The sequence below is a fragment of the Cytophaga sp. FL35 genome (assembly GCF_014349235.1).
Classification (GTDB): Bacteria; Bacteroidota; Bacteroidia; order Flavobacteriales; family Flavobacteriaceae; genus Euzebyella.
On sequence record NZ_JACSOH010000020.1, the window covers coordinates 35318 to 49180 of the forward strand.

Annotated in this window: 6 protein-coding genes; 5 read left to right on the top strand and 1 reads right to left on the bottom strand. The window is 40.1% G+C overall.

What is annotated here, in order from left to right; all coding sequences use genetic code 11:
* Positions 1-180 precede the first annotated feature (180 nt).
* Positions 181-4131 carry a hybrid sensor histidine kinase/response regulator gene (locus tag BIZ36_RS15180; RefSeq protein ID WP_222937418.1) on the bottom strand — a complete coding sequence of 1317 codons (3951 nt, stop codon included), beginning with the start codon at positions 4129-4131 and terminating at the stop codon, positions 181-183.
* A 218-nt stretch (positions 4132-4349) separates the two neighbouring features.
* Between BIZ36_RS15180 and BIZ36_RS15185 the strand changes: the two genes are divergently transcribed.
* From BIZ36_RS15185 to BIZ36_RS15205, 5 genes are all read left to right on the top strand, one after another.
* Positions 4350-6182, top strand: a complete 1833-nt coding sequence (locus BIZ36_RS15185; protein ID WP_187458743.1) for a glycoside hydrolase family 2 protein — start codon at positions 4350-4352, stop codon at positions 6180-6182.
* A gap of 43 nt (positions 6183-6225) precedes the next feature.
* A complete protein-coding gene (locus tag BIZ36_RS15190; protein ID WP_187458744.1) occupies positions 6226-7332 on the top strand; it encodes a glycoside hydrolase family 43 protein in 1107 nt (368 codons plus the stop codon).
* Between the two features lie 648 nt (positions 7333-7980).
* Positions 7981-11127, top strand: a complete 3147-nt coding sequence (locus BIZ36_RS15195; protein ID WP_187458745.1) for a SusC/RagA family TonB-linked outer membrane protein — start codon at positions 7981-7983, stop codon at positions 11125-11127.
* 13 nt (positions 11128-11140) lie between these two features.
* On the top strand, positions 11141-13030 hold the full coding sequence (locus BIZ36_RS15200) for a RagB/SusD family nutrient uptake outer membrane protein (RefSeq protein WP_187458746.1): 1890 nt from the start codon (positions 11141-11143) through the stop codon (positions 13028-13030).
* A 19-nt stretch (positions 13031-13049) separates the two neighbouring features.
* A complete protein-coding gene (locus tag BIZ36_RS15205; RefSeq protein WP_187458747.1) occupies positions 13050-13739 on the top strand; it encodes a DUF3823 domain-containing protein in 690 nt (229 codons plus the stop codon).
* The last annotated feature ends 124 nt before the right edge of the window (positions 13740-13863 follow it).

Below are 13863 nucleotides of genomic sequence, written 5' to 3' on the forward strand. Positions count from 1 at the left end.
GACGAACAAGAGCCATTGAGAAATTAGTGGCTCTTTTAGTTTTAATTTTTAAAGTAAAAATGGCTTGAGAGATAGAGTAGTAGTTAAATTCTATTCTACAACTTAATTTTATAACTTAATTTTTCGAATATCTTTTGTTTGGTCATGGATAAAACTAGAGATTGTTTGAGTCCCTCTAATTTAGTCCACCGAATTCATATACTCTGTCGGACTCATCTCAAACTGTTTCTGGAAATTACGCCCGAAGCTCGTTGCAGAATTATAACCTACTATCTCAGCTACCTCAAATACCCTATAATTGCCTGTTTTTAATAGTTCTGCCGACTTTTTTAAGCGAGCAATATTTATGAGTTCGTTGGGGCTTAGGTTTGATATATCTTTTATTTTTCGATAGAGTGTAGAGCGGCTCATATGCATGATTTCCGCCAAAGTTTCAACATTTAAGTCAGGATCGGCCATATTCTGAATGATCACTTCATCTAGTTTCTTGATAAAGGTATCATCGGTCTTAGTGCTGGCAATGCTTCTAATATGAGCTAAAGGCGAACTTGCGTAATGCTCCATTACGTGCCTTCTGTTCTCTATAAGATTGGCTATATGTACTTTTAAGTGCTTGACTGAAAATGGCTTTTCTATATAGGCGTCCGCACCGGATTCAAGTCCTTCCATTTTGGCAGACATGGCACTTTTAGAGGTAAGAAGAATGACCGGAATATGGCTTGTTTCAAGATTGGTCTTTATTTTTTTACATAAGGTAAATCCATTCATGCCAGGCATCATCACATCGCTAATAATTAGCTGAATGTTTTCTTCATGAAGAAGTTTTAATGCTTTTTCACCATCCGTAGCCTTTAAAACGTAATAGTCTTCCCGAAGTTCTTTTGCCACAAAATCGAGAAGTTCAATACTGTCTTCGACTAATAATACCGTATTTTCATTGCTTTGTGTTGCCGGTTGGTCTGCGATAGGTTCTTCTACATCTTCTTGTTCAACAGCCTTAGGCCTAAGCATGAACTCTTTCTCTTGGTTGATGGGCAGTTTTAGCACAAAGCTGTTCAAAGAACCATCGGAGGTGTCTAGGCTCAAGCTACCGCCGTGCATTTCGGTAAGCGATTGTGCCAAGGCCAGACCGATACCGGTTCCGGTTTGGTTTTCTGAACCCGAAACCCGATAAAATGGCTCGAAAATCTTTTCCTTTAAATGACCGGGAATTAAATCTCCATCATTTTTAATGGTCAGTTCAATCGTCGATTCATTCCTCTTTAAATCAACCAATACTTTTGAATCGGCATATTTAATGGCATTGCCATAAAGGTTGCTTAAAATCTTCTTGAGAGCTTCGCTATCGACCGAGGCGTAAATATCCTCATCTTCCGAATTCAATCGGAAATCGACTTCCTTATCGCGAATGGCCTCGCTGAACCTCTCATAGGTTGACTGTATGAGTTTGGTAATATTAGTTCTCACGAAAGTTAAATCGACCCTTTCGATTTCCGTTTTTCTAAAATCCAACAGCTGATTGACCAAATCAAGAAGGCGATTGGTGTTTCTTTTGACTATCGCGAGATTCTCTTTTACCCCAGGTATCTCATGAGACCTTCTAAGAGCTTTTTCTAGAGGACTTTTGATGAGTGTCAATGGTGTTCTGATCTCATGTGAGATATTAGTGAAGAACTCAATTTTGGCCTCATAAATTTCTTTCTCTTTTCTGCTATTCAATTGCCGTATTTTTCGGTCGTTCTTGAACTTGATGCGCTGGTGATAGGTTCTAAAGCTTAGAAAAATTAGCAATAGTGTCAGCAAGGTATAAAGTAAGTAGGCTAGATTGCTTTTGTAAAAGGGAGGTAACACTTTTATTTGAAGACCGGATGTTTCCATTCCCCATACACCACTACTGTTCATTGATTTTACGAAGAAATTATAATTGCCCGGTGCCAACTCGGTAAAATAGACCTTATGGTCTTTCTGTAGATGCACCCAGTCATTGTTAAGCCCATCCATCTTGTACCAATATTCTGTATTCTCTGGTGCATTGAAACTTAAAGCGGCGAATTCGAGACTGAATGAAGATTGCGACGGTTTTAGCGTTAGTTTTTTTAGCGATGTAATCGATTCTTCAATTGGTGAATCTTCTTGGTTTACAAAAACGTCTTGGTTGTCTATCTGTAAGGCGGTGATATAAGTTGGTGCACTGTAATTGTTCTTTTTGAAATTTTTAGGGTTAAAACTGACCATGCCGTTGACACTTCCGAAATACATGGTGCCATCATCGGCTTTATGGGCGGCCATATAATTAAATTGATCACTCTGTAGCCCATCCGCCTTTGAATATATCTTTTTATTGCCGGTTATGGCATTGAATTCGACCAACCCGTTAGAGGTACTCATCCAAAGATTGCCACTGTCATCTTCTAATGTGGCATAAAACACATTAGTGGGAAAACCATCTTTGAGTCCGTAGCGTTTAAACGCTTTGGTTTCTTCAAGAAAGAGGTTAAGTCCATTTTCGGTATTCACCCAAATGTTGTTTCGACTATCTTGAAATATTGAGTTGATGTGGTTGTTCGAGATACTGTTCTGTGTAGAACTATTATATCTATAAGCTTCTTTTTCTCCGGTTGCTGGATTATATGAATAAAGGCCATCGAACGTGGTGCCTGCCCATAAAATGCCTGATTTGTCTTCTAAAAAACTGGTGTAGTGTAAATTGTCAGGAAACCCTTCAAATAATTCAAATTTGTCTGTGGTCGGGTTAAAGGTCTGTACCCCAAAGGTCGATAGAAAGAAGATTTCGCCTAACCGTGTCTGGTTGATTGCGAATACAAAATTACTCCGCAATCCATGAGCCATATCGGTGCCGTAGTGCTTGATAATCTTATTCGTATTGATGTCCATAATATCAATACCATTGTCGAACATACCGATCCAAAGTTTATTGTCAATAGGAAGCAGACCGTGAACGTTGTAATGCGCTAGAATACCATCTTTCTGTTTTTCAATAGATGTAAAATTTGTGAAACTATCTTTTTTTGGGTTGTATTTATTGAGCCCGCCATCTTCTGTGCCAATCCAAAGGTTTCCATATTTATCGGCAGTGATTTCACGAATGGCGTTTCCGTTAAGTGAGTTCTGGGCTGACTTTGGAAAGTATTTTTTGAATGGCGAATATTGTTTTGATTGGTAGTTGATGCCCCCAAAATAGGTTCCGGCCCAAACACCTCCCTCTTTATCTACGGTCAAACTATAGACGGCATTATCGGAAAGGGCATAAGGGTCGTCGTAATTCTTCTTAAGATTACTGTATTTCTTGGTTATCAGGTTGAAAATATGCAATCCGGATTCAGTAGCTACCCAAAGTTCGTCATTGCTACGCAGGGCAAAGTCGCGAACATATTGCTTGCCAGAAGTAAGAAAGCCGATTTCCTGTAGTCTTTCCGAAATAATATCAAATGCAAGCACGCCATGATTTTGAGTGCCCAACAAAATGGTTCGGTCATCAAGCGAGAAAAGTTCGTTAATGCCAAAAGGGCTACTGGGGCTTGCTTCGACATCTAGGGCATGTCTGGTAAATTTGTTGGTAATCTTATCGTATTTATATAAGGTATTTGTTGAACAGGCCCATAACCCATCTTTGGTGTTGATAACATCGGAGGCGTAGAAATTTTCGCTTGCCTCGAACTTAGTACTCTCCTTTTTGTTGGGGTCATATTTAATAAGACTACTTTCTGCGATGTACCAGAGATTACCATCTGAGTCGCCACTCATATCAATGATCTGGTTGTTCTCGGTACCTTCTACAAAATCAAAATTTTCCAGTTTTTCGTTATAGGAAAGAAGCCCGTTATCGGTACCTACCCAAATAGTACCGTTTAATTCAAAAAGACTTTCTACATAGTTGCTTCGTAAGCTTTTTGGGTCGTCTTCATTTTTTTGAAATAGCCTAAAATTATATCCGTCAAAACGATTTAGGCCACTTTTAGTACCGAACCACAAAAATCCTTTTTCATCTTGAATAGAGCTGAGAACCGTATTGTGAGAAAGGCCATCTTCAACTTTATAGTGCTCGAAATAAAATTCTTGCCCGCAAAGTATTGAGGCGTGAAGTAAAAGTAGGGGTAATAAGGTCTTCATTCTCATCAAAATCGGCCGAATATCGTTAAAAGTTAATGAAAAATTCACAACAAAATGTTTCATACACCATACGAAACAGTTCAAATTTAATTATAGGTATCAACATCGGTGATTTTGAACAATTTGTACGAAATAAAGAAACGGGCGTGTATTGCATCTTTTCTTTCAAATTGGTTTCTTTAGAGAATTGTTGTAAAATAATTCATTTGATAACCGCCATGAGACACTCTATTCTTGCCTTTCAAAATGTGAAAAAACTTATTCTTGCCATTTTTACTTTGGCTTTTCTAACGACCAATGCGCAATGGAAGCCGGCCGGCGATAAAATTAAAACCAAATGGGCCGAAAGTTTAGATGCAGAAAATGTTCTTCCTGAATATCCCAGACCGATAATGGAGCGTTCAGAATGGAAAAACTTAAACGGTTTGTGGGATTATAGTATCTTGAAAAAGGGTGCTCCACTTCCTGAAAGTTTTGATGGAAAAATTTTAGTTCCCTTTGCGGCCGAATCTAGCTTGTCAGGCGTGATGAAAGAAGTAGGGTCATCAAATGAGCTTTGGTACCGAACAAAATTCAATATTCCGGATGGGTGGAGCGGACAGAATATCCTGTTACACTTTGGGGCGGTCGATTGGAAAGCTGATATCTGGATTAATGACGTAAAAGTAGGTTCGCATACGGGCGGTTATACTCCTTTTTCGTTTGATATAACTCCATTCATACAAAGTTCAGAGCAGGTTTTGACCGTGAAAGTTTGGGATCCGACTGACGAAGGTCCTCAACCTCGCGGCAAACAGGTGAAAAAGCCAGAAGGTATCTGGTATACTCCCGTAACAGGTATTTGGCAAACCGTGTGGATAGAACCTGTGAATGTAAAGATTATTGTTAGTTTAAAGACAGTTCCTGACATTGATAATAATACGGTAAGCATAAAGGTTGAAACAGAAGGTACCTCTTACGGCGATATAGTTGAGATTTTAGCTTTTGATGGTGAAACTGAAATTGCGACCGCAAAGGCAAATGTGGATCAAGAAACTGTTTTAAGTATTCCAAATGCTAAACTGTGGTCGCCGGAATCTCCCTTTCTCTATGATATACAGGTGAGATTGCATAGCCAAAATAATCAGGTAGACGAGGTCAAAAGCTATTTCGGAATGCGAAAAATATCCATGAAAAAAGATGACTACGGTATTGTGCGCATGCAGCTGAACAATAAAGATTACTTTCAATTTGGCCCCTTGGATCAAGGTTGGTGGCCTGATGGTTTGTATACGGCACCTACCGATGAAGCCCTGAAATATGACATTGTCAAGACCAAAGAACTGGGCTTTAATATGATTAGAAAGCACGTTAAGGTAGAGCCTGCTAGGTGGTATACCCATTGCGATAGACTCGGTATATTGGTTTGGCAAGATATGCCCAGCGGAGATAAAAGTCCGCAGTGGCAAAATCACAACTATTTCACCGGTACAGAATTAAAAAGATCTGCAGAATCTGAAGAAATCTATCGTAAGGAATGGAAGGGTGTTATGGATTATCTCTATTCCCAACCTAGTATCGTGGTTTGGGTTCCTTTTAATGAGGCTTGGGGTCAGTTCAAAACAGAAGAGATAACAGAATGGACAAAGGCTTACGACCAAAGTAGACTTGTCAACTCAGCCAGTGGGGGTAATTTTTATCGTACAGGTGATATTGTCGACTTACATAATTATCCTGGGCCGGCGATGTACTTGTATGATGCGCAAAGGGTAAATGTCTTAGGTGAGTATGGAGGAATCGGCTTGCCCTTAAAAGGCCATTTATGGAAACCGGATAATAATTGGGGATACATAAAGTTCAAGAACTCAAAAGAAACTACCGATGAATACATCAAGTATGCGAAAGAGCTCAAGAACTTGGTCAAAGCAGGTTTCTCAGGAGCGGTATATACACAAACGACCGATGTAGAAGGTGAAGTTAATGGTTTTATGACCTATGATAGAAAGGTAGACAAAATGAACATCAAAGAAGTCAAGAAAATTAATCAAGAAATCATCGATACCTTAAATTAATCCTTTGTTAAACGTAACAATCATTTTTTACAACTAGAATCTTATGAGAGAGGTTTTGCCCTTAGTGTTGCTGTTATTGTTTTTCTCTTGTAAGGAAACCGAAAAGGAAACTGCTGAAAATTCAAATACTGATCTTGTTCAAGAAGATGAACAATCACTCAGCTATTTCACAAACCCGCTATTAGATAGTGGTGCGGATCCTTGGACCATCTATCACGAAGGAAATTTTTATTATATAAAATCTGGTGCTAACGCTATTACTTTGATGCGAACCGCAGATATTACTGATTTAAGAAATGCAGAGTCGAAGGTAATTTGGCGCGCACCTGAAACCGGCGATCATTCAAGAAATATCTGGGCCCCTGAAATTCATAATATTAATGGGCACTGGTACATTTATGTGGCGGCAGATGATGGCGATAATCGAAATCACCGCATGTTCGTTATAGATAATAGCTCTCCTGACCCGTTCAAAGGTGAGTTTAAAGTAAAGTCTAAACTTAAGACGGACAAAAATGATAATTGGGCCATTGATGGAAGTATTTTTGAGCACCAAAACCAACTCTACTTTATTTGGTCTGGGTGGGAAAATCCCAAGGTCGATGGAGGTGAGGAGATGCAGAATATTTATATAGCTAAAATGTCTAACCCCTATACGATAAGTTCTGATCGTGTATTGATAAGTACTCCAGAACATGAGTGGGAAAGAAATTGGCATTACCCAGGGGTTTGGAAACCGGATGCCCCTGTTTACGTTAATGAAGGACCTCAAATGTTAGCTCATGGAGATAAGGTACATATTGTTTATTCCGCAAGCGGATGCTGGACTCCCTATTATGCACTTGGCCTTTTGACGATGAATAAGAATGATGATCCTATGGAAAAATCATCATGGTCTAAATCGGAAGACCCTATTTTTCAACAGGCGAAAGAGAAATCTGTGTTCGGAACTGGACATAACTCCTTTTTCAAAAGCCCGGATGGTACCGAAGACTGGATATTGTACCATGCAAATGACACTCCTGTCGATGGTTGCGGGAACAAAAGGTCTCCTAGGGCCCAGAAAATTTCTTGGTCTTCAGATAATATGCCTATTCTTGGCGAGCCTATTGAAACCTCTGAGAAATTGGTCAAACCTTCAGGATTATAAATAAGAAAATAGTAAGAGTCAAATTTGGATTGTTTAGAGTTTAAGCACGATGCCACCCTTGGATTGGGGTGGCATTTTTTATGTACCAGTTCTAACATCTCCTTCTTTGAACTTTCTCAATTTAAACAATACTTCAAGTCAGGTAATTACTTGGATGGATTTGATTCTTGTCATCCTTTCAGGATAGGAGACTTCTTTAGTCATCTCGCGAGACGTTTTAAACCAACCTGAAATGGCAACTTCAGCACAGATTGTTCTGATTTCACTTTTATTGATACGATTTGACTTGTTCCATATGGTTATTAAACCATTTGAAAATCAATTATTTAAATCTTTGTTAATTGATTGGTATACAATCTGTCTCAAACCGCAACAATTTGTATCAATAAAGACTCTTCTCTTAACCTTCTCTTAAAATTTGAACGATTTGTATGATAGAATGATACAATCCACAGAGTAATAGGATTCTGAATTCATTTTATTTGGTCATTGGCAATTTGTCAATTTTAAAGCTCTATCTCAAATAAATACTCAACTAAAACAACTTAAAATGAAATTATGACACAAACACCTTTCTCAATTTAAGAATCTATCAATTTACTCAACTAGCAAACTAATCTCTAAGCAATCATTCAAAAATGAGAAACAATGAAAAAACCAAAGACTAACATTATCGAGAAGATTCTTGTGTCTGTTTTTCTGGTGTGTGCAGTTATGTACCAAGGATACGGACAAGATGCACCTTCGGTGACGGGTACGGTTACAGCTGCCAGTGATGGCGCTCCGTTACCAGGGGTTTCGATTATTATTAAAAATACAACTACAGGGGTGACCACTGATTTTGATGGTAATTATACTGTCAATGCCCCGGCTGATGCAACTTTGATTTTCAGCTATATCGGTTTTCAAAGATTGGAAGTGCCTGTTAATGGTCAGGCAACGGTCGATGTTCAAATGAACGAAGATGTTGCCGCCCTTGACGAAGTGGTAGTAACGGGTTACTCTACCCAAGACAAAAAGTCTATTACGGCTGCAATATCTACTGTTACCAGTGAAGATTTAGAGAATGTGCACGCAGGTGCATCGGTAAGCTCTGGTCTGGCCGGTAAAATTTCTGGTGTAACGTTTAAAATGCCCGATGGTAGACCTGGTGCTACTGCAACCGTTCAAATACGTAATATGGGTAACCCTCTTTACATTATAGATGGTATTCAATCTGACGTAGGGCAATTTAATAATATTTCTCCAGGCGATATCGAAAGCATTTCGGTATTGAAAGATGCTGCTGCTGCTATTTACGGGGTAAGGGCCGCCAACGGGGTTGTGGTTGTAACAACCAAAAGAGGTAAGAAGAACTCTAAAAACGTTGTGAATGTCAATGCCTATTACGGTGGTCAGAATTGGTCGCGTTTCCCTGATGTTGTGAACGACTCTTATACCTATATGAGCAAAAAGGCCGAAGCGGATTTGAACGAGTTTGGTGAGACACAAATTACTCCCGAAGAATTGGAGCGCTATAGAGTTGGTACAGAACCAGGCTATCAGTCGTTCAATTGGAAGGATTTTATCATTAAGAAAAATGCACCATTGTACAGTGTAAACGTAAGTACAACAGGGGGTTCTGAAAAAATCAACTACTACATATCTGGAACCCATCTTAAACAGGAGGCGGTCTTGGGTCCTGAATTTAATTTTGAAAGAACAAATATTCAAAACAACCTCGACGCAAATATTACCGATCGTTTAAAGGTTGGCATGCAAATCAGCGGTCGTATAGAAACTACCGATAACCCCGGTATTCCAGGGGCCGATGATTATTGGTTGCCAAGGTTCGCCATTTTGCGTAACCGCCCATTTGAGCGTCCTTATGCTAACGATAACCCTGATTATCTGAATGATATAGGGCATAACGAAACCAACTGGGCGCTGCACAATAAAGAAATTGGAGGTTATTCAACCAACATCTTAAGAACTATGCAATCGAACTTTAACGGTGAATACCAATTTGGCGGGGTGTTAGAAGGTCTATCGGTGAGAGGTATGTACTCGTACTATATTCAAGATCAAGTATTGAACGGTCACGAATATACCTATGAAGCATATACCTATGATGCTGAAAATGACGCTTACAACGTGACGGGTGGTAGTACCAACCCATGGCGTGAAAGAAGAAATCGCAAAATTGTTAAAAATGTCTATCAAGGGCAGGCTCAGTATAAAAAGGCTTTTGGTCGTGAGCAAGAGCACAATGTAGAAGGCCTTTTCTTAGTAGAAAGACAAGAGGAGCGCGATCAAAACCAATGGATGCGTTCAGTTCCTGAAAACAATATTCTTCCGTTAATGTACTTTGCCAACTTGGTCGAATTCAATGATTTCGATGGTGAATTAGCCCGAATCGGTTATATAGGTAAGTTCAATTATAACTACAAGCAGAAATATTTCTTGGAGATTTCCGGTCGTCAAGATAAGTCTTGGAAGTTTGCCCCATCAAAAAGAACCGGTTTCTTCCCTTCTGGTTCCATCGGTTGGAGGATGACCGAAGAAGATTGGTATGAGACTATCGCTGGAGAAGATGCTTGGTTGACAGAATTTAAGTTAAGGGCTTCTTACGGTATTTTAGGTGATGATGATATCGGAATCGGTGCTTATGATTATTTGCCAGGTTATAACTACAACGTTGGTACTGCCATTTTAAACGGAGAACCTGTAGTAAGTGCCAGAGATAAAGGTCAGATTGTAGATAACCTTACTTGGTTCAAAAGTAAGATAACCGATATCGGTATTGATTTCGCTCTATTTGATGGCAAGGTAACAGGTTCTTATGATTGGTTCTACCGTTTACGTACCGGTCTTAGAGGTTTTAAGTATGATATACTTATACCAAGTGAATTGGGTTACACCCTTCCTGACGAGAACGTAAATAGTGATTCGCAGGCTGGTTTCGAAGGCGCATTGACCTACAATGATAGTTTTGGTGATTTCAATGTTTCGGTTTCCGCCAACGGATCCTATTCAAGAGGAAAATTTATCGAATCCTATAAACCAAGATTTTCTAATTCATGGCAAGAATACCGAGCTTCAAGTGAAGGCAGGTATAATGATATGCGTTGGGGTTATAATGTAATTGGAGAGTTTCAAACACAAGAGGAAATCAATAACTACACCGTAGATATTGATGGCCAAGGTAACCGCACGCTTCTTCCAGGTGATTTGATTTATGAAGATATCAATGGTGACGGCCGTATTAATGGTTATGACGAGAAGCCTATTGGGTATTCGTTCGGTAAACAACCGAATATCAACTTCGGCTTGAACATTAGACTTTCTTATAAAGGTGTCGATATGACAGCAGATTTTTCTGGAGGTTCTGGCTATTCTTGGATTCAGAACTGGGAAACCCGTTGGGCTTTCCAAAACCAAGGGGCACTTAATAAGATATTCTTGGATAGTTGGTCAAGGCAGGATCCTGCAAACCCCAACAGTACTTGGGTTCCAGGAAAGTATCCAGCACTTAGATACAATGCAGGTTATCATAGCAATTATAGGGTTTCTACCTATTGGATGCATAATGTAACTTATTTGCGTGCACGTACTTTAGAACTGGGCTATTCTTTACCAAAACCTTGGTTGGATAAAGTCGGTTTTCAAAAGGCTAGATTTTATGTAAACGGGTACAATCTCTTCTCGTTTGACAATCTTAAGAAATTCGGAATAGACCCAGAGGTAAATGAAGAGAACGGATTGCAGTATCCGCAGAACAAATTTGTTAACGTAGGGGTTAACCTTTCTATCTAAAATTGATCGAAAAATGAAAAAGCATATTTATTTACTACTAATTGCGAGTGTAGCAATATGGAGTTGCTCTAAGAATGACGAAGAGTTTTTAGATCGGCCGTCTACCTCGATTTTAACACAAGAACAGATATTCTCTGATCCAAAAACGACCCTTTCGGTATTGGCAGACCTGTATAATAGGTATTATGATTTTGGTACGGTTGAAGACTGGGCGTCTCTAGCCGGTTTTAATGTCGCCTATTGGTCTGAAGCGGGTAGATATCCTGAATTTCAGAACGATGGTTGGGGCTACGGAGCTTGGGGCACTTGGGACTATGCGTATATAAGGGAAATCAATTTGTTTCTTGAACGTTGCTCCGAGGCTACCGAACTGACCGAGGAAGATAAGACCAGATTCTTGGCAGAGGCTAGATTCTTGAGGGCTTCCTATTATTTTGAAATGGTAAAAAGAATGGGTGGGGTTCCGCTTATTCTTGAATCGGAAACGTACGATTTCAGCGGTGATGCTTCTTATTTGCAGCATCCACGTGAAACAGAGGCCGCTATTTATGATTTTGTGATCAGTGAAGCTGAAGCATTGAAAGATATATTGCCAAACGACGCCAATACCAAATCAAGGGCTACCAAAGGTGCCGTTCTGGCCATGCAGGCCAGAGCTGCACTATATGCCGCTTCGATTGCCAAGTACGGTGCTACAACACCACAAGTTTCATTGCCTGGCGGTGAGGTGGGTATACCGGCCTCAAGAGCCAACGAATATTACACAAAAGCCTTGGAAGCTTCCGAAGCAATCATCAATGGCGAAGCAGGTGGCTACGGTCTTTATACCAAGAAGCCTGATCTTTCTGAAAACTTCTCCAGCATCTTTTACGATAAGGCGAACAACCCAGAAGCTATTTTTGTTGAAGATTATCTTGTAGGTGGAGGTAAAACCCATGGTTATACCATTGTGAACCAACCAAGATTCGGAGCCGAAGAAGAAGAAGGTGGGCGTATCAATCCAAGTCTACAGTTTGTTCAATCATTTGAATTGTTGGATGGTACTTACGCACCACTTGAAAATGAAGTCGGCGATGCTCCGGTATATTTTGATAATATCGGAGATATCTTTCAAGGTAGGGATGCCCGCCTGGCAGGAACGGTTATCCTTCCAGGAAGCAAGTTCAAGTCTACCGATGTTGATATATGGGCCGGTGTAGTTTTGGCAGATGGTTCTGTTGTTAGCGGTGATTCAAGAGGTCAACAAAAAGAACTTCCTGGAATGACCGGACAAGTGCAGGTGGTAGGTTTCGATGGGCCAATCGATGGACTCGAGTTCACGGCCCAGACAGGTTTTTACATTAGAAAATACCAAGACCCGGCAACTGGATCAGGTAGAAGGGGTACTCAAAGTGATGTTTGGTTCATCAGGTATCGTTATGCAGAGGTGTTATTGAACGCTGCTGAAGCTGCTTTTGAGCTTAACCAACCAGAATTGGCTGCCGATTATTTGAACGATGTTCGCGAAAGGGCAGGTCTTACTGTGCCATTGACCGCTGCTGATGTTACCTTCGATAAAATAGTACATGAGAGATATGTTGAATTAGCTTTTGAGGGTCTTCATTTCTTTGATTTGAAAAGATGGAGACTTGCTCATGTCATTTTGGATGGTAACCCGATTTCCCCCGAAGAGGTTACCGAGAACATCGGTGTTGCCACCAAAAGAGAAACACAACCGTACAACATCTGGCCTTACAAGTACTATAATCCAGGTGACGCTAATGATGGCAAATGGTTGTACAGAATCAATAGACTTTCCCGAATTACTGGATCCGATAGGTTCCGTTTAGGAAACTATTACTCTGAAATCGGTCAGGGATTGATTAACAATAATCCAAAGCTGGTCAGAAATCCTAATCAATAAAACTAGAAAACTAAAGAACATGAAAGTAAAATTCTATATACTGGCCTTACTTGTACTAGCGGTTTCTGCCTCATGTGAATTGGATAACTTCAATGAGCCTGATGCCGACTTTACCGGAAATATTGTATATGAGGGTCAAGCGATACCAGTTGCGAGAAACCAGGTAAGGTTTGAATTATGGCAATCTGGCTATGGTAGCCCAGCGCCTATTGACGTAGCTATAGCTCAAGACGGGAGCTTTAGCAGCAGACTTTTTTCCGGAGACTATAAATTGATTTTTCTACCGGGTGAAGGTCCATTTAGAGCTTCCTCCGATACTCTGTATTTTAATCTAAGCGGAAACAAAACTATGGACCTCAATGTTACTCCTTATTATATGATCCGTGGGGCTCAGTTTTCGCAATCTTCCGGAACGGTAAGCGGCACTTGCGGTGTTGATCAAATAATTACTGGTACAAATGGCAGGGCCGTTGAACGTGTTACCTTGGTAATCAACAGAACCCAGTTTGTCGATACCAACAGTGGGGGTGAAGGAAGCATTGCCCAGGTCGATGCCGATTTAAGTGATTTGAACAACCTTTCAATGTCGGTAGATATACCCGAGGATGCCAAAAAACCGGATCAAGACTACATCTTTGCCCGTATCGGGGTAAAGGTAGAGGGTATTGAAGATATGATTTATACACCTGTTGAAAAGTTAAACTTGTAATACATTGCTTTTCCCTGTGATGAAGCGAGAGATGGTGCAAATGAATAAAGGGAAGAGTATCTTAATGATTGGCTAATGTTGAGTTGTTAGTAGTTACTTATCTTGAGGTTTTACCGGGCTTCCG